Raw genomic sequence first — 16805 nt, 5'->3', positions numbered from 1 at the left:
AGAGCGGTTCAGCTTTTCATGGAAGCGTAGAACCGCTCTAACCTTTTGTTTCTACGCAATTCCGGCAAAAGCGCTTCGCGCTTTGCCTGGCAAAACCGCTGCGCATTTTTGCTGGAATTGCTCTAGAAGCCGGACTGGATGCGCGAGAAGACCAGATTGGTGAAAATCGAGATCTGCGAGCCGACGAAAGGCGCGGTGACGCCGACCGTGATCAGCACCGCGACGATCTTCGGCACGAAGGTCAGCGTCGCTTCCTGCACCTGGGTCAGCGCCTGGATCAAGGCAATGACCAGACCCACCACCATCGCGGCGATGACGGCGGGACCGGCGGCAATCAGGACGGTCCAGATCGCCGCCTGGAACAGGTCCAATGCATCAGCTTCGTTCATCTGAAGGCAACCTCATATCGCCTTGAAGCAGCCCCGCCGTGGCCGGACCGCCATTGATTGGTATCACCCGAGTTCTGCGGCGCACCGGCGCCGTGGATATCAGGTGTCGCTGCTGTCGGCGGTCGGTGCCTTGTCGGCAACCGTGATTCCCGCCTGCACCAGTATACTACCGCCATCCGTGGTCGTCGCAATGATTCCATCCGAATAAACCTTGACGGATTCGATGGTGCCTTTGACGGTGCCGTCGGCGCTTTCCATGTATTTGCCGACGTAGCTGCTGGCTTGGGTGAGGCTCGAGCTTGCGAGCAGCGTGTCCAGCTTGGTGTTGGTCTGGATCGTCTGTTCGACCTGCGAGAAGCTCGCCAGCTGCGACATCTGTTCGCTGGCGTCGACCGGATCGGTCGGATCCTGGTTCTTCATCTGCGCGATGAGCAGCTGAAGGAAATTGTCGTAGTTCAGCGTCGCCTTCTGCTGGGCCGAGTTCGTCGAGGTCGAAGTGCTCGTCGTGCTCACGCTTGATGTCGCATCTACCGCCATGGTGCAATCTCCCTGCGAATCTGCTCGACCATCGTCGGCGGCATTTCGTGGTTGTTGAGGATATTGTCTTCGATCGTGTAGAGGCCGCGGATCGCCTTCAAGGCATCGAAGGCGCGACCAGTCGAGACGAGCGCATCGATGCGCTTCAGTTCGGCGAGGATTTCCTCGTTCTTGAAGCAGGTGAGCAGCATGGTGATCGACTTGCGGAACATCGCTGTCGAGTGGTCCTTGCCCTCGGGGTTGATGAGGATCATCTGCGCGATGAAATAGAGCTGGCGCAGAGGCGTGGTGGCGCCTTCCGGCTGCAGGACGTGGTTTTCGAGAAGGAACGTCACATCATTCAGGAATTCCAGCGCGACCTTGCGGTCGACACGCAGGACGGCGCCGTTGATGAAGATTCTTTCTCCGGCTTTCAGAGAAATGCGAAGTGTACTTTTCATTTAAGTCCATCCCTGATGATGGTGGTAACGTCGATGATGCCCTGGTAGTTATTAGACTGACGTTTTCTGATCCTGTCGCATTCCTTCAATATCCAGATCGCGATCGAGATGAGGTTGGCCCTGAGCTCGATCTCCAGCTGGTTGTCGGGATGTTTCAGATCCTCGATGAAGCTGATCCACACCCGGCGTGTATAAAACAGGGCTTCAATGGCTTCGCGGCCGTATTTTTCCTTTTCGCGCGCCAACGACAGAAGGTCTATGGATCGGTCAAGAACCTGCCATTCCCGCTCTTTCGCGTCGGCCACCGAGTCCTGCATGACCTCGGCATATGAGAACTGATACATTCATGCATCCTTCTTTATTGCGCGCCTTTGCTCATCAAAGGTAGTTTACAAGACTCAACTGCTGGATCTTCGAGACGATCGTGTAGGCGGTTTCAAGCTGCGTTTCCAAAGTCTTGACGAGGGTCGAGGCTTCGTAAGGATCGACCCCCTGGAGATCGACGAGCTTGTTCTTGATGATGTTGGACTGCGCGTCGAGGGCGTCGTTGGACTTCTTGACGCGCTCTTGGGAAAGGCCGAGCTGGCTTGCCTGGGTCACGAGGCCGCTGGTCGCCTTCGTCGTATAGCTGATCGCCTGCTTGGACACCGTGCTCATCGCATCGCTGCTGAGGCCCTGGCCCAACAGCGCCGAGGTCATCACCGAGGCGAGCGCGAAGTAACGCATGCCCTCGGAATTGGCATTGGTCGAGGATTCGATCACTTCCGAGTTGCTGATGCGGCTCGTCATGTTCTGGCTCGATGCCTGCGACCAGCCGGTCGTCGGGTCGGTCCAGGCGGTCTCGCTGAACATCGGCTCTACCGTCGTGGTGATGAAGGTGCTCATTTCGGCGCCGGTGAGATCACTGACCGCCTTGCCGAGGCCCGTTGCATAGGTGTTCAACTGCGTGACAATGGCTGCGCTCGTCGCGGTCGTCTTGTCGGTCAGCGGTTGCACATCGGTGTTGATGCCCGAGAACAGATATTCGCCGTTTACCATGGTATTGGCCGTGTCCATCATCGTGGACAGGGCGCTGGTCGCCGACTGGATGGCGACGGTGATGCTGCCTGGGTCGTGGCTGCCCTGGAGCGCCGTCAGCTTCGAAACCAGGCCGTCGCCGACATCCTTCATCTTGGAAAGGCCGAGCTGCGACGATTCCATGCGCGCAGTGACAAGCGAATTGCTCGATTTGATCGAGGCTATCCGGTCGACCTCGCGGCTGAAGTCCACGCTCCTGGAGGCATTGCCGCCGAGCGAGACACCGATATCCGCATAGACGCCCGTCGTCGCTTCCATCGTTGCCTTCGTCATCTGGTTCTGCGCCTGACGGATCGTCAATCGCATCGCGTTCTGAATGGCCGAACTTGAAATAAATGAGCTCTTCATGGCTTAACTCGCAATATCCAGCAATGACTTCAACATTTCGTCAACGGCGTTCAGGATCTTGGTCGCCGCCTTGTAGGACTGCTCTATGTCGAGGAGCAGCGTCAGCTCCTCGTCCAGATTGACGCCCGTCTCGTTGGAATAGGCTTCGTCGGAGCGTGACAGCGCCGCCGAGGTGTTTTCCGCCGCCGTCGTGGCATTGCTGCGGTACTGTTCGAGCCAGCCGAGGGAATTTGTGGCGAATTCCATGATGCTGACGTTTGAATCGATGCCGGTCGTGGCGTCGAACCCGACCGGCGTCCCCGCCGCTGGGTCGAAATCGATGTCGGAGCCCAATGCGGTATAGAGACGATCGAGTTCAGTCGTATAACCGCTGGCGCCTGACGTGTTCAGGACGAGCCCGGTGGCGTTGACGCCACCGTCGCGCAGGCGCATCGGATCGCCGCCTTGCGAGGTGATGACGCGGCTGCTGACCGTTATGGTCGCCGCCATGCCGGCAACCGCGGTGGCGCCGGTATCAACCGTGCCGCCGCTCCAGGTGAAGAGGCCTGGCACATAGGCCGGGCCGGCCACCGTGTTCTGTTCCTTGAAGAGTGAGACCAGGCCGCGGGCGACTTCGTCCAGCTGCTTCTGGAAGTTCGGGGCGATTTCGTCGCGCACTTGGAGGAGAGACTGAAGGCTTCCCTGCCCCGTCGTCGTCGATCCGCTGCCGCGCGGAAGTGCCACACCGTCAACATAGACCGAATTGCCGGTGATGGTCGCGGTATAGACATCCTGAGACTTGAACGTCACCTTGCGCGGGATCGTCTCGAAGAGGATCGTCCCGTCAGACGTGCTCAGCACTATGTCGTTATTGTCGCGCGTCGTTGCGTTGACGCCGACGATCTGCGAAATCTGCTTGAGAGCCTTCTCACGTTCGTCGAGGGCGCCGGATGCATCCGCACCCGAGGCCGTGGCGGTCTTCACCGCATTGTTGGCCTTCTCGAAGTCGCTGAGAAGCGTATTCAGCTTATCGACGTCGGTGGCGATCTGCTTGTCGGCGGTGGCGCGGACGTCCTGAACGGATTGCGAGGCATTGTTCAGCGAGTTGGCGACGTCCTGGGCGGCGGTGATGGCGCCCTGGGCGGCGACGGTGCTGCCCGGCGTCGTGCGGAAGGCCTGAAGCTTCTGCTGGAAAACACCGAGATAGGTGGATGGCGACGTTTCGTAGTCGTTGCCACCCACGATCGACTTCAGGTCCTCGAGACCGCCGAGCAATGCCTGCTGGGCACTGTCCTGAGAGGATGTCTTCAGGTATTGGCGCAGCAGCGCCTCTTCCTGCGCGCGGTCGATCTTGACGACCTGCGCGCCATTCAAGGACGTGGTGAGCATCGCCTGCCGGCGCACGTAATCTTTGTTGCCCGCATTCGAGATATTGTTCGATACGACACTGCTCTGAGTGCCCGTATTGTTGAATATATTCTGCGCGGTATTAAGTGCGGATGTGAGCGACATGGCTTACCCGGTACCTTGCTTATCTCTTGAGGTTGACGAGAACGTCCATAATGTCGGATCCCGTCTGGAACACCTTGGAATTGGCGGTATAGCTGCGCTGCGATTCGATCATCTCGGTCAGTTCGCCGGCGAGGTCGACGTTCGAGCCTTCGAGAGCGCCTGACTTGATGGTGCCGAGGCCGTTGGTCTGCGGGAAGCCGGTGACGGTCACGCCGGACTGGCCATTGGCGCTGTAGACGTTGCCGCTCATCAGCGTCAGTTTGTCGGGGCTTGCGACATTGGCCAGCGGAATGCGATAGAGCGGCTTGGTGCTGCCATCCTCGTACTTGGCGTAGACGATGCCATCGCCGTCAATCGTGACGTCCTTGACCGGGGTCGCCGCCTGACCGTTCGGCGTACCCGTGCCGGAGAAGTCGGCACCGAGCTGTGTGAAGCCCGAGAGATCCATGGCGATCGTCTGCCCGGTCACCGTATCGACGATGTTAACGGCGCCACTCGAGGTCATCTTGCCGTTGGCGTCGAAGGTGAGCGTTCCGGTGCCGACAGCGCCACCGGCGGTGTAGGGGAAGGAGGTCGTGCCGCCGACCGCCGCATTGGCGTTGCGAAACATCGCCACTTCCCAGGTGGCAGCCGTGGCGGGTGTTGCCGGCGGCGGCGTGACGACGGATTGCTTCGTGAAGTAGAAGTCGTACATCACCTTGTTGCCGAGACGGTCGTAGGCGACCATCGAGACCTTCTTGGTGTCTGTTGTCGTAGTAGCGGCATTGGCGCTCGGCAGCGTCGCGGGAGCGACCGGAGCGATCTTGGCGTTGGAATCGAGGTTGCCCTTGAAGACCCCCGAGGTCGAAGCGATGGCGGTCAGGCCATCCTGGTTGACGTTGACGGGAACGAGGCCGTCGAAGCCGTTGACGACGACGGCGGGAGCGCCGGAGTCGTAGGAATAGCCCATCAGCTGAAAGCCGGCGGCGTTGACGAGGTTGCCTTCGTCGTCCTTGGTGAAGTCACCGGCGCGGGTCAGAACCGGAGTGCCGTCAGCACCCTGGACGATGAAGAAACCGTCGCCCGATATTGCGAGGTCGGTGCCCGAGGTGGTGTAGGAAATATCGCCCTGATCGGAAACGGCCTGGCGGACCGAAGTCTGAACGCCGCCGGAATTGTAATTGCCGCCCGAGGAGGGCAGAACCAGCGACGAGAAGCTCGTCGACACAGCCTTGTAACCGGTGGTGTTAACGTTGGCGATGTTGTCGGCGACGGTGCTGAGGCGGTTGGCCTGAGCGTTCATCCCCGATACTGCCGTCTTCATGCTGCCGAAAATGCTCATCTGAAAACCTCGTTTTACCTGTTATGCACGAGAGTATTTGTCGGGCCTTGCGTGAAGCTGTCTGTCATGCGAGCTGCGAGGCCAGATATCGAAGTTCAGCCGGGCGCCGCCGCCCGGCCGAGAGATCAGGCCCAATCGATGCAGTAACCAAGGAAACGCTTGGAATCGACCGGATCGACGCCGAGCTTTTTGCGCAGCTTCTTGCGCAGCTTCGAGATGTGGCTTTCGACGACGTTCTCCTCGACCTCTTCGTCGAAGATGCCGTAGATAGCGTTGAAGATCTGGGTCTTGGTGACCCGGCGACCGCGATTGGCGATCAAATATTCGAGGATGCGGCGCTCGCGCCTCGGAAGCGCGAAGACTTCGCCGTTGATCTCGGGGTCACGGCCATCCGAGAAGACGCGGATTCCGCCGATCTCGGTGTAATTGGTGATCGCCTTCAGCCGGCGCCGGATCGCAGCCGCCCTTGCGAGGATTTCGCGGGGATGTACCGGTTTGCGCACCACGTCGTCGACGCCGCAATCGAACAGTGCAAGAGTGTTTTCGAGCGAGTGCTGGTCGCTGACCGCAATCACCGGCGCCATCGATCGGTCCCGGATCGCCCGGGGCAGTTCGAAGTTGCGCTGGCCTTGACCGATCAGGAAGGCCTCGACTGCAGCTATATCTGAATCGGCGGCGGTCTGTACCCACTCACCGAACTCCGCTGGATCAAAGCCGGTCGAGGGAATGCCCTCACGACCGAACAGAGATGTGTATCCATCTTTCACGAGCTCACGCTCATCAACCACTACGATCATTCGTCCGCCTCCGAATCAGTGTGGCACTTCGATGATCTATGGGTACGAATCGCACGAATCGGCGACAACTCGTTAAAGTTAATGGCAGAAACTAATAATTGATTAAGATCTGGGTAGCGATTTGATCTATATCTAGTGGGTATGCCTGATTATGCCCACCAAAATTTCGTGGAAAAGTTAACGGTCGGTTAAATATGGCTTGCACAGGGGATTCATGCCGGATTCCTGCCATATTGTGACACAGTTTCGTCACAATACGCCACTTCCATCTTTGGTTGAATTAATTTTGACAAAAGTTACTCGCATTGGGAGTCCACTTGCCGTAGCCCGTGGCAACCAGATTGGCGATGACGCGGCAGACATATTGCTTCTGTGCCGGATTGTTGTTGGGTCCGGCATGGTATCTGGCTACCGCCATCGTCCATGTCTCGTGACGGTCATGCAGGTTGCGGAGGAATTTTGCAGCATACTCCACATTGCGATGCGGGTCGAACATCTCCTCGGCGGAGCGGAAATTCTCGCCGTGAAAGTAATGGTTGATCTGCATGCAGCCGATGTCGATGAGCTTCGCGCCGCTGTTGCGGGCGACATCGAACTGCCTCATCGCGTCCTGCTCCGAGGGCGGAAAGATCGCCTTGCCTTCGACGTTCATGGCATAGGGATAGAGCGAGCCCTTGCGGCCGGTCTCCGTCAGACCGACCGAATAGAGGATGCCTTCCGGGATACCGTATTTGGCAGCTGCCGACTGGATCTCGCGCTCGCAGGCGCCGGTAGAGGCTGATGCCTCAGAGGTAAACGCCGCCAGCGCCGCTGCTGCCGCCAGCACGAGCGTCTTCAATACCAGTCTCGCCTGCGCCATTGAAGCCTCCGTCCGTCCGCTGTGCCGTCTGATTGTGGCGCTCGCGCGCCTCGCCGCCCTGCCCCTGCTGAGGGAGCGACTGCTGCTGGGAGGCCTGGCCCTGGTTGCCGGCGTCGGGACGCTCGACCGGCGCCATGCTGATGGTGACGTTTTCGACCGCGTAACCCTGGCTGCGCAGAGCTTCGAGAATCTTGCCGTGATCTTCCTTCATTTGACGATAGGCCGCTCCGGTTTCGACCTTGAGGTCGACGGTCAGAGCGTCGCCGGACAGGCGCATGGTCGCCGTCACCAGGCCGAGGTCGAGCGGATTCATCTGGATCTTCAACGTATTGACGACCTTGCCGGTGCTCGTCCATTCCGCCGCGTTGGAAAGCGCCGAGCTCGGTTCCATGGCGCGCGCCCATTCGGAATCGCCGGAGAGAGCAGCGGCGACAGCGGCGGAATTGGAATTCTGCATCAGGCCGATATAGCGGCGCGATTCGAGCACCGAAACGTTTTCGACGTCGGCCTTCTTCGAGCCATCCTTCGGCCCGGCCTGATCGGTGCCGATTTGGACATCCATCGACACGCCGCGGCCATCGGCGCGACTGATCCTGAATGTCCTGCCATCGGCGGCTTCGGCATTCTCCGATCCGGGAACCTTGATGTCATCCGCCTTGCCGCTCTCGATGTTGCTGCTGACGGCCGCCAGGGCGTCGGACGCATGGCCGCCCGCCTTGACGTCGATACTGTCGAGTTTCTTGTCGGCCGTTCCAGCCTCGCCGGTCTTGGCGGAGACCTGATGCGCGGCTGCCACCGCCGGCAAAGTCACTGCACCGTCGGCGGGGTCCTGCTTCAGCAGGCCGAGAACATCCGAAATGCCGCCATCTTCGTCATCGGTGGTGTTGTCCGTATCGGTTTCCAATGCGTCGCCCTTGGCGTGCTTGACGCCCTTGGCTGCCGGAGCGATCTCATCTGCGGAGCGGTCCTTCGGATCCAGCTTGCCCAAGGCGAGATCGGCCGGCACTTTGACCTCAGCCTTTGCGGGCTTTGCCGCGGCCTTTTCGACACTGACGATCGTTTCCGGCTGAACATCCGCCTGCGTCTTCAACGCAGCGTCGCTAAGATCGATCAACGGCTTTGCGCCGCTGCGGCCGCGGATCGTGCCCGCCACCTTGTCGGTGCCGGCGTCGGCAACCACGCTCTGATCCGGCTGCGCATCGTCGGCCTCGTCATTGACGGCACTGCCGCTCGCCTTGGCCAGCGCGTCGGAGAAGCCGTTCCTTTGGCCGGCGGCATCGTCTTTTCCGGCCGGTCGCGCAGATTTCGCAATCGCGGCGGACTCCGCACCGGGGGCTCCGCCGGAGACGCTCATATCCATCATTGTTCGTTGCCTTCCTGCGCCAGAAGACCGTCGATCTCGTCGAGCTTGGATCGATTGGTCGTCACAAATGCGTTGAATGAGGGGTCGGTATCCTGGCTCTGGCCAGTCGATGCCACACCTCCCGGAACAGGCTCGGGAAGCACGCCTGGCGCTCCCGGTTGCGTCGCTATAGCCGCAGCCTTTTCAGAAGTGATTTCTTGATGGTCAGTGTTAGGATCCGAGGCTTGCGTCAGGCTTGCCGGGTCGGGAGCGCGCAGGATCTGCTCGGCAACCGATCGCGCCGCCTCCTGCAGCGCCTGATCCCGCGGCGAAAGCGCGTTGCCGTCGATGCCGCTGACATTCTTCGCCGCCCGGTCGATATCCTCTGTGGGAAGGCCGGCCATGCCGCCATAGAAATCCGCGAGCGGACCGAAGGCATTGTCGGTGCCGGCGCCAAGCGACTGCACACGTCCGACTGCCATGCGCGCCAGCTCCGGCTTGCCCGATATGGCGGCAGCGCGGGCGATGCGCAGATAGACCTCGCGCTGGCGCGGAGCGTCCATGAAGGACAGGATGTCGATGACATCCTGCGGTTTCACGTCGTGATCGTGGCCGACGACGAGCGTGACGAAAAGATCGGCGAATTGGCTGGCATAGGGCGAATGCAGGAAGCGCCTGACATAACGTTGCGAATAGGCCATTCCCTTGTCAAGCATCCCCTTATCGACGCAGATGGCCACAGAGCGGCGCAACGCCGCCTCCTCGACGATCGTACCGGGTGCTGCAAGGCGCGCCTGGTCATAGAGATCCAGCGCGTCTGTCGGTTTCGTCGCGATCAGCACGTTGCCGCCGATCAGCGCAAGGTAGGGGCCGATCTTCTTGTCGCGATATTCCCTGGCCGTCTCCTCCAGCGTCTTGGCGACGAGGAGCCCCTTGCCGCTCAGATATTTGCGCAGCACGTCGGTGACGCGATTGTCGAAATAACCGTTGACGTCGTGGGCGATCAGATATTCGAGCGTCTGGGGATTGCCGCCGCTCATCGCGTAAATCAGCGCGGCATCGACATTGCGGTCGTCGTCGAAGATCGAAGGATCGACAGTGCGCAGCCGCTCGTCGATCGTGCCCAGCATGAAGCGCTGCATCTCGCCGGCCGAATGATCGCCGCTGACGACGGAATCCTGCACGAATTGCAGCGACCGCAGCATCTTGTACGGCGCGAGATCATCCGGATCCTGTGCATTGGCTGCGGCCGACGAAAGCATCGCCAGGCCAAGGGCCACAAATCCGACGTAGCGATGCTGCCGACGCGCCATTCGACTATCCTTGATCCGCCTGCACCAGAATCTCGATCCGGCGGTTGGTCGCGTTGAACGGGTCGGACGGCAGCTTCAGCCGGCGATCGGCGAAGCCGGAGACCTGGGAGATGCGTTTCTCGTCGAGCCCGCCGCGCACAAGCATGTAGTAGGCGCTCTGAGCGCGATCCATCGAAAGCCGCCAGTTCTCGTTCTGCGTGCCCTTATACTGGCGCCCGTCCGTGTGGCCGCGGATGGCAACCGCACCACCTCTCGCCTTCAGGATCGCGCCGATCTTTTCCATGGCGAGCACCATCTCCTGGCGCGGAACCGCAGAACCGATATTGAACATCGAATCGTCGGTCTGGTCGGAGATGCTGACCAGCAATCCGCCCTCGGACGCCGTCACGGTCAGTCCCTCGGCGAGCTTGCCGGCAACGCCGCCGATCTGCTGGGCGATTTGTGCCTGCAGTTGCTCGGCTTCCTTCTGCTGCTGCTCGGTCTCCGCGGCGCTCTTGTCCGCATCCTTCTGATGATCGGTCGCCTTCTGAGCTTCGGCCTTCTTGTCGTCGGGCGACTTGCCACCCTGCGACTTGCCGTCCTTGGCTTCGACCGCGCCCTTAGTTTCTTTGGTTTCCTTGGCAGCCTTCTGATCGGTGGTCAGCGGTATAGGCTTCATATCCTCGACTTTGGCGATCTCGCTCGTCTCGCTCTCGACCGCCTGCTGGTCGCTCTTGCCGGGAGGCAACGTCTTGCCGGCCGTCGTGACCTCGACCTGTTTCGTCCAGAAATCCGGATCGAAGGGATCACGATAGGCCTCGCCGCCATCGGCGCCGGTGGCCGGGCCGGAATCGGCGGCACCGCCGTCGCCCTTGGCGCTGACATTGGCCTGCTGGCCGACTTCCTGCGCGATCTCGGCAAGAACCGAATACGGATTTTCGAAGAAATCGGCCTCGGAATAATTGGTTTGGTCGCCTGATGTCGATGTCTGGTCATCACCATCCGCCGCGGCCTTGCCGTCGTTCGGATCTTCTTCCTTCTGCTTCGACTTCTCCTGCTTCTCCTCGCCCTCGGCGTTGTCGACGGGCTTCTTCAGGCCCTTCTCTGTCGGCTTTTCGTCAGAGAGTTTGATCGGATTGAAATAGGTCGCCACCGATGCTTTGGTCTCCTCGTTGGCGGCATTGACCAGCCACATGACTAGGAAGAACGCCATCATCGCCGTCATGAAGTCGGCATAGGCAATTTTCCACGCACCGCCATGGGCGCCATCGTGATCACCGCCGCCATGTCTCTTGACGATGATGATCTCGTTCTTGCCGTGGTGGTGGTTTTCGCCTTCGCTCATTCGAGAACTTTCTTCAAGCTGGCTGCCCAGGCGGACATACGGGTGACGATGACGGAATCACCGATTTCGACGGCAAGATCGATATCGTCGGTCTCAAAGTGGCGAACCGCCTCGGCATGTTCGCCGAGCTCGGCCTTCAATATGTCGAAAAGCCGGATCGGCCCCCTGACGACGATCGCTCCGGCCGCGCCTTCGAGGATCGCGTCGCGCAGCAGGGCAGCGAGGCTTTCGGCAGCCTTGGCGGCAAGCGCTTCGGTCATCACAGGCGCGATGGCCACGGCGGCGCCGGCGCTGACCAGCTGAGCGATCTCTTCGGCGATATCGCGGATGCGGGATGCAATGACCGCCGCTGCCTCGACTTCGTAGCGAAGCTTCAACTCCTTGAGTTCCCGCGCATGGACCTCCGCCAGCGTCCGCGCCTCGCGTTCGTATTTCTCGGTTAATTCCACGGTCGCTGCGGCATGACCTTCCGCATACGCTTCGCGGCGCTCCGCCTCGACGTCGATCGCGGGTTCGCTCGCCGGTTCGGGGAAAACGTCGCCGCCGAAATCGTCCATGTCGAGGATCGGCGCTGACGATTCCGGTTCACCGAAATCCTTCAAATACCGGGAAAGCGTAATGTTCATAAAAAACCATCCAGCATTCGGGAGGCATGCAACATGCCCGCCCCCCGCTCAAAGTGACCTTGCGCGCCGGCATCCCCTTCGAAACGGGCAAGGGCCTGACCTTGCGCCGGCACGGATTCGAACGATGCCTTCATGCCGGAAACTAGGCAGTCAAACTTGCGCGAGGATGAATGGCGCCGCCACCAGCCGTGATCGCGCCCACCCCTATTCCAGCAGGATCAGGATCTTGCTCGCAGCCGTGTTGAGGATCGAGATCGCTTCGACGGCCATCTGCTTTTGGGTTTCGATCGCCTTCTGCCGGATCGAAGCCTCGTCCATGTCGGTATCGACGAGCGCACCGACGCTCTTGTCGATCGAATCGGACAGATCGGCGGTATAGTCGATCTGATCGTCGATGCGCGTCTTCATCACGCCGATAGACGCGGCCGTCGTCGTCAGCGAGGAGAGCAGCGCGTCGGTCACGTCAAGCATGTCGCCGAGTTGCGCGTCGGTCGTGTTGTTGTCGATCGCAATTTCCGTACCCGTCGCCGGCGTGGTGGAGTTGGCGTTCAGCAGATAATAATTCCGCGACGTCGTGCCACTGTTATTGATCGCATTGGCATCGACCGACTTGGTCAGCAGACCGCCGCTGGCATTGTTCTTGTCGATGAGGATGGTCTGCGACGATGGGAAATCGATGGTCTGGGCCTGATATTCGCCGGTCGGAGCGCGCACGAAACCAGAGATGACCTGCCATGTCGGCGGCGCAGCAGTGTCGCCGTTCAACAGCCAGTTCTCTCCCGCAAACGACGTCGATTCGACGATCGTCTGCAGCTGCTCCTTGTATTCGCCGATCTCGGCGTTGATCTTGTCCTTGTCGGTGCCCGGCTCTCTTGCCGAAACCAGCTTGGCGCGAATTTCACCTATGATATCGATCGCCGAGTTCATCGCCGTGTAGGTTGCATCCACCTTGGCAGCGCCGAGGCCGAGCGCATCTCCGATCGTTCCGAGATTGGTGCTGTCCGAGCGCATGACGGTCGCGACCGACCAATAAGACGCATCATCGGCTGCGGTCTCGATACGATATCCCGAGGACACTTGCTGTTGGGTCTGGTTGGCTTCTTTGTTGATGCTGCGCAGCACCGCAAGCGCATTCACCGCGGCCGCGCTGGTAATCTTAACGGTCATCGACAGGTCTCGGAATCGGGGTGAAAGGGCAGGCCGGATTGCCGGCGGCGACTGGGGTGGCGTCATGCCTCCGGCAGGGTTTCCACCGGTGTGTCGCAAAAGCAAATCAACTCAAAGCGAAGTTAACTCGATATCAACCTGTTGGGCAAGAGCACGGCGCCGAGCCTGGCGCGTCGGCCGAAATTTCGATCAAACTATTGATATAAAAGAAAGAACCGCGCCGTTTCGGGCGCGGTCCGGGAGGCTTCTCGTTTGCGGCCAGACGACGCCGCAAGATTCGGTCCAGCTTCAGCGCCTGACTTAGCTGCGGAACAGCGTGAGGATGTTCTGAGCGCTGGAGTTGGCGATCGACAGCGACTGGATGGCCAGCTGTTGCTGGGTTTGCAGGGCGCTGAGCTTGGAGGATTCTTCTTCCATATTGGCGTCGACGAGGCGGCCGACACCGGAGTCGATCGAATCGCTGAGCGCGCTGACGAAGCCTTCCTGCAGCTCAATGCGCGTGGAAATAGAGCCGAGCTGCGATGCAGCCTTGGTCATCGCCTCAAGGCCTGCCTCGATCGACGTCAGGGCCATGGAGATCTCAGGCGAATCGAAGTTGGTGATGTCCATCGAGTAGATCGAGCCGATCGTACCGGACGATGTGCCGATAAGGCCGGAGCTGGTCTCGATCGCGCCGGTCGAGTCCATGCCGAAGAGAACGTTGCCCGTGGAGCTCGTGTCCAGAATGTAGTCCGTCGTCTTGACCGAGACATTGCCGTTGCCATCGCGGACGAACGAGGAAACGACGCTCTTGGTGCCGTCGGCGCCGGCAACCCAGTTTTCACCGGAGAAGGAAGCCGATTGCGCGATGCTCAGGAGCTGCTGCTGCAGCTGGCCGATTTCTTCCTGGACCTTGGCCTTGTCGACACCCTTTTCGGTTGCAGCGACGATCTTCGCCTTGATCTCGCTGATGACATCGATGGCACTGTCCATGGCGGAGTAAGCGGTGTCGACCTTGGCGGCGCCGAGGCCAAGAGCGTCGGAAACGGCGGAAAGTGCCTTGTTGTCGGAACGCATGGTCGTTGCGATCGACCAGTAGGCGGCGTTGTCGGCCGCCTTTTCGACGCGGTAGCCCGATGATACGCGGTTCTGCGTGTCCTCGAGGCTGTCGTTGATGCCGCGAAGTGTCTGAAGAGCGGCCATTGCCGCGACGTTCGTCAAAATGCTGGTCATGAAATGATTGCCCCTTGTTGGCAGATGGAAAAAAGGGACATTCCGGAAAGCTACCGGGAACGGGGACCAGCCTCATGCCTGTTAACCGGTTCTTAAATTTGGTTAACCCGCCGTCTCGTTGACCGCAGAAGACAGCATTATGGTTAATCGATCGTTAACGGACATTAAAAAAGCCGCGCTCCATTGAAGCGCGGCTCGATTCTGATGTCCGCCGGAGACCGGCGGGCTGATGTTTCCGAGGGCTATTAGCCGCGGAACAGCGTGAGGATGGTCTGCGAAGAGGAGTTCGCGATCGACAGCGACTGGACGGCCAGCTGCTGCTGGGTCTGCAGGGCGCTGAGCTTGGAGGACTCTTCTTCCATGTTGGCGTCGACGAGACGGCCGACACCGGAGTCGATCGAGTCGCTGAGAGCCGAGACGAAGTTTTCCTGCAGTTCGATGCGCTTGGAGATCGAGCCGAGCTGAGCGCCGGCGCTGGTCATCGCCTTCAGAGCCGATTCAACGTTGGTCAGAGCCGACTGGATTTCGCCGAGGGTGAAGTTGGTGATGTCCATTGCGTAGACAGAACCGGTCGCACCATTCGAAGTGCCGAGGATACCCGTGGAGGTTTCGACCGAGCCGACGCTCATGCCGAACAGAACGTTGCCCATGGAGCTGCTGTCGAGAACATAGTCGGTCATCACGACCGAAACGGCGTTGGAGCCGTCACGGACGAAGGAGGCAACGACGTTCTTGGTGCCGTCAGCGCCGGCAACCCAGTTTTCACCGGAGAAGGAAGCCGACTGAGCGACGCTCAAGAGCTGCTGCTGCAGCTGGCTGATTTCTTCCTGGACCTTGGCCTTGTCGACGCCGTTTTCAGTGGCGGCAACGAGCTTCGCCTTGATGTCGCCGACGACGTCGATGGCGCTGTCCATGGCGGAGTAAGCGGTGTCGACCTTTGCAGCGCCGAGGCCGAGAGCGTCGGAGACAGCCGAGAGAGCCTTGTTGTCCGAACGCATGGTCGTTGCGATCGACCAGTAAGCAGCGTTGTCGGAAGCCTTGCCGACGCGATAGCCGGACGAAACGTGGGCCTGGGTTTCCTGGAGACCCTGGTTGATGCCACGGAGAGTCTGGAGGGCTGCCATTGCAGCGTTATTGGTGTTGATGCTCGTCATAGATTGCTTGCCCCTTGTTGGCAGATTTTAAACAGGGACATTCCGGATTTTCGGCCGGCCCACAGCGATCAGCATCATGCCTGTTAACCATTTCTGTTAAGGTTAACTCGCCGTTTCGATGGGCCTAGAAAACACCAAGATGGTTAAGGAAAGCTGAATTCGAATTGGAAATTACTTAAAAATATCTGATGGTTAGAAGGATTTTCATTAACCTTATATTAAAATATTTCGCGGCCGGGGATGACCCGGCCGCGAGACTTGGAAACCTTGTGCCGACCGGTCTTAGCGGAAGAGCGACAGGATGTTCTGCGAAGAGGAGTTCGCGATCGACAGCGACTGGATCGCCAGCTGCTGCTGGGTCTGCAGGGCGCTGAGCTTGGAGGACTCTTCTTCCATGTTGGCGTCGACGAGACGGCCGACACCGGAGTCGATCGAGTCGCTGAGAGCGGAGACGAAGTCGTCCTGGGCGTCGATGCGGCTGGAGAGCGAGCCGAGAGCAGCGCCGGCGCTTGTCATGGCCTTCAGAGCCGCTTCAACGTTGGTCAGAGCCGACTGGATCTGGCCGGACGTAAAGCTGGTGATGTCCATCGCGTAGATCGAACCGGTTGCACCACTCGAAGTGCCGAGGATACCCGTGGAGGTTTCGACCGAGCCGCCGCTCATGCCGAACAGAACGTTGCCTGCAGAGCCGCTGTCGAGAACATAGTCGGTCGTGGTGATCGAAACGGCGTTGGAGCCATCACGGACGAACGAGGAGACGACGCTCTTGGTGCCGTCAGCGCCGGCAACCCAGTTTTCACCATTGAAGGAAGCCGACTGAGCGATGCTCAGGAGCTGCTGCTGCAGCTGACCGATTTCTTCCTGGACCTTGGCCTTGTCGACGCCGTTTTCAGTGGCAGCAACGAGCTTCGCCTTGATGTCGCCGACGACGTCGATGGCGCTGTCCATGGCGGAGTAAGCGGTGTCGACCTTTGCAGCGCCGAGGCCGAGAGCGTCGGAGACAGCCGAGAGAGCCTTGTTGTCCGAACGCATGGTCGTTGCGATCGACCAGTAAGCAGCGTTGTCCGAAGCCTTTTCAACACGGTAACCAGAAGAAACGTGGTTCTGCGTGTTGTTCAGGTTCTGGTTGACGCTACGCAGCGTCTGGAGAGCGGCCATTGCGGAAGAATTCGTGTTAATGCTTGTCATAAGTCTGTCCCCTGGAAACTAGATACAAAAAGGAGGACATACCGGACTATAGTACCGGCGATGACGGACCAGCTTCATGCTACTCGGCGCCTGTTTTGTTTGGCCCAAACCCGTCATGTCCAGGGCAATCTCGCAGCCAATGCTTGCCAACTCCTTAAAAATACAGACCCTCGGCCGGCTCCTCACAGGGCATAGTTAATGCCTTCTCACAAGGCTTAGT

The 16805-nt window shown here is 59.7% G+C and carries 17 protein-coding genes; all 17 read right to left on the bottom strand.

Annotated elements, in window-relative coordinates; translation table 11 throughout:
• Positions 1–122: 122 nt before the first annotated feature.
• The 17 genes from fliQ to C3Y91_RS15540 all read right to left on the bottom strand — a co-directional run bounded on the left by fliQ (position 123) and on the right by C3Y91_RS15540 (position 16585).
• Complete coding sequence (fliQ, locus tag C3Y91_RS15620) at positions 123–389, bottom strand: flagellar biosynthesis protein FliQ (RefSeq protein WP_009992823.1); 267 nt, start codon at positions 387–389, stop codon at positions 123–125.
• A gap of 99 nt (positions 390–488) precedes the next feature.
• On the bottom strand, positions 489–926 hold the full coding sequence (gene flgD / locus C3Y91_RS15615; protein ID WP_130664087.1) for a flagellar hook assembly protein FlgD: 438 nt from the start codon (positions 924–926) through the stop codon (positions 489–491).
• Positions 917–1366 (bottom strand): flagellar biosynthesis repressor FlbT, encoded by a 450-nt coding sequence (flbT, locus tag C3Y91_RS15610; RefSeq protein WP_003545563.1) that lies wholly within the window; start codon positions 1364–1366, stop codon positions 917–919. Before flbT ends, flgD begins: the two co-directional genes overlap by 10 nt.
• Positions 1363–1710 carry a flagellar biosynthesis regulator FlaF gene (gene flaF / locus C3Y91_RS15605; protein ID WP_003545562.1) on the bottom strand — a complete coding sequence of 116 codons (348 nt, stop codon included), beginning with the start codon at positions 1708–1710 and terminating at the stop codon, positions 1363–1365. The genes flbT and flaF overlap by 4 nt, the downstream gene beginning before the upstream one ends.
• A gap of 34 nt (positions 1711–1744) precedes the next feature.
• Positions 1745–2791 carry a flagellar hook-associated family protein gene (locus C3Y91_RS15600; RefSeq protein ID WP_024320935.1) on the bottom strand — a complete coding sequence of 349 codons (1047 nt, stop codon included), beginning with the start codon at positions 2789–2791 and terminating at the stop codon, positions 1745–1747.
• Between the two features lie 3 nt (positions 2792–2794).
• The gene (flgK, locus tag C3Y91_RS15595) at positions 2795–4282 is read right to left on the bottom strand and encodes a flagellar hook-associated protein FlgK (RefSeq protein WP_168575556.1); all 1488 of its coding nucleotides are present in this window, start codon (positions 4280–4282) and stop codon (positions 2795–2797) included.
• Positions 4283–4301: 19 nt separating this feature from the next.
• A complete protein-coding gene (locus C3Y91_RS15590; RefSeq protein ID WP_018072584.1) occupies positions 4302–5603 on the bottom strand; it encodes a flagellar hook protein FlgE in 1302 nt (433 codons plus the stop codon).
• Positions 5604–5728: 125 nt separating this feature from the next.
• A complete protein-coding gene (gene rem / locus C3Y91_RS15585; RefSeq protein ID WP_003545558.1) occupies positions 5729–6400 on the bottom strand; it encodes a transcriptional activator Rem in 672 nt (223 codons plus the stop codon).
• A 280-nt stretch (positions 6401–6680) separates the two neighbouring features.
• A complete protein-coding gene (locus C3Y91_RS15580) occupies positions 6681–7238 on the bottom strand; it encodes a lytic transglycosylase domain-containing protein (RefSeq protein ID WP_020397572.1) in 558 nt (185 codons plus the stop codon).
• Positions 7186–8622 carry a flagellar hook-length control protein FliK gene (gene fliK, locus C3Y91_RS15575; protein ID WP_130685932.1) on the bottom strand — a complete coding sequence of 479 codons (1437 nt, stop codon included), beginning with the start codon at positions 8620–8622 and terminating at the stop codon, positions 7186–7188. Before fliK ends, C3Y91_RS15580 begins: the two co-directional genes overlap by 53 nt.
• Complete coding sequence (motC, locus tag C3Y91_RS15570; RefSeq protein ID WP_018486399.1) at positions 8619–9914, bottom strand: chemotaxis protein MotC; 1296 nt, start codon at positions 9912–9914, stop codon at positions 8619–8621. The genes fliK and motC overlap by 4 nt, the downstream gene beginning before the upstream one ends.
• A 4-nt stretch (positions 9915–9918) precedes the next feature.
• Positions 9919–11238, bottom strand: coding sequence for a MotB family protein (locus C3Y91_RS15565; protein ID WP_168575555.1), 1320 nt, complete (start codon positions 11236–11238; stop codon positions 9919–9921).
• Positions 11235–11864, bottom strand: a complete 630-nt coding sequence (locus C3Y91_RS15560; protein ID WP_130680999.1) for a hypothetical protein — start codon at positions 11862–11864, stop codon at positions 11235–11237. Before C3Y91_RS15560 ends, C3Y91_RS15565 begins: the two co-directional genes overlap by 4 nt.
• A gap of 204 nt (positions 11865–12068) precedes the next feature.
• On the bottom strand, positions 12069–13031 hold the full coding sequence (locus C3Y91_RS15555; protein ID WP_018072578.1) for a flagellin N-terminal helical domain-containing protein: 963 nt from the start codon (positions 13029–13031) through the stop codon (positions 12069–12071).
• Between the two features lie 300 nt (positions 13032–13331).
• The gene (locus tag C3Y91_RS15550) at positions 13332–14243 is read right to left on the bottom strand and encodes a flagellin N-terminal helical domain-containing protein (protein ID WP_012756068.1); all 912 of its coding nucleotides are present in this window, start codon (positions 14241–14243) and stop codon (positions 13332–13334) included.
• Between the two features lie 245 nt (positions 14244–14488).
• Positions 14489–15397 carry a flagellin N-terminal helical domain-containing protein gene (locus C3Y91_RS15545; RefSeq protein ID WP_018072577.1) on the bottom strand — a complete coding sequence of 303 codons (909 nt, stop codon included), beginning with the start codon at positions 15395–15397 and terminating at the stop codon, positions 14489–14491.
• A gap of 282 nt (positions 15398–15679) precedes the next feature.
• Positions 15680–16585, bottom strand: coding sequence for a flagellin N-terminal helical domain-containing protein (locus C3Y91_RS15540; RefSeq protein ID WP_168575554.1), 906 nt, complete (start codon positions 16583–16585; stop codon positions 15680–15682).
• Positions 16586–16805 lie beyond the last annotated feature (220 nt).

This window comes from Rhizobium ruizarguesonis, assembly GCF_012349115.1.
Lineage (GTDB): Bacteria > Pseudomonadota > Alphaproteobacteria > Rhizobiales > Rhizobiaceae > Rhizobium > Rhizobium ruizarguesonis.
This window is presented reverse-complemented; position numbering and strand designations above follow the sequence as displayed.

Excerpts from the sequence above, each read along its gene's own strand:
- fliQ (WP_009992823.1), bottom strand. The coding sequence starts at position 389 with ATGAACGAAGCTGATGCATTGGACCTGTTCCAGGCGGCGATCTGGACC.
- flgD (WP_130664087.1), bottom strand. The coding sequence starts at position 926 with ATGGCGGTAGATGCGACATCAAGCGTGAGCACGACGAGCACTTCGACC.
- flbT (WP_003545563.1), bottom strand. The coding sequence starts at position 1,366 with ATGAAAAGTACACTTCGCATTTCTCTGAAAGCCGGAGAAAGAATCTTC.
- flaF (WP_003545562.1), bottom strand. The coding sequence starts at position 1,710 with ATGTATCAGTTCTCATATGCCGAGGTCATGCAGGACTCGGTGGCCGAC.
- C3Y91_RS15600 (WP_024320935.1), bottom strand. The coding sequence starts at position 2,791 with ATGAAGAGCTCATTTATTTCAAGTTCGGCCATTCAGAACGCGATGCGA.
- flgK (WP_168575556.1), bottom strand. The coding sequence starts at position 4,282 with ATGTCGCTCACATCCGCACTTAATACCGCGCAGAATATATTCAACAAT.
- C3Y91_RS15590 (WP_018072584.1), bottom strand. The coding sequence starts at position 5,603 with ATGAGCATTTTCGGCAGCATGAAGACGGCAGTATCGGGGATGAACGCT.
- rem (WP_003545558.1), bottom strand. The coding sequence starts at position 6,400 with ATGATCGTAGTGGTTGATGAGCGTGAGCTCGTGAAAGATGGATACACA.
- fliK (WP_130685932.1), bottom strand. The coding sequence starts at position 8,622 with ATGATGGATATGAGCGTCTCCGGCGGAGCCCCCGGTGCGGAGTCCGCC.
- motC (WP_018486399.1), bottom strand. The coding sequence starts at position 9,914 with ATGGCGCGTCGGCAGCATCGCTACGTCGGATTTGTGGCCCTTGGCCTG.
- C3Y91_RS15565 (WP_168575555.1), bottom strand. The coding sequence starts at position 11,238 with ATGAGCGAAGGCGAAAACCACCACCACGGCAAGAACGAGATCATCATC.
- C3Y91_RS15560 (WP_130680999.1), bottom strand. The coding sequence starts at position 11,864 with ATGAACATTACGCTTTCCCGGTATTTGAAGGATTTCGGTGAACCGGAA.
- C3Y91_RS15555 (WP_018072578.1), bottom strand. The coding sequence starts at position 13,031 with ATGACCGTTAAGATTACCAGCGCGGCCGCGGTGAATGCGCTTGCGGTG.
- C3Y91_RS15550 (WP_012756068.1), bottom strand. The coding sequence starts at position 14,243 with ATGACCAGCATTTTGACGAACGTCGCGGCAATGGCCGCTCTTCAGACA.
- C3Y91_RS15545 (WP_018072577.1), bottom strand. The coding sequence starts at position 15,397 with ATGACGAGCATCAACACCAATAACGCTGCAATGGCAGCCCTCCAGACT.
- C3Y91_RS15540 (WP_168575554.1), bottom strand. The coding sequence starts at position 16,585 with ATGACAAGCATTAACACGAATTCTTCCGCAATGGCCGCTCTCCAGACG.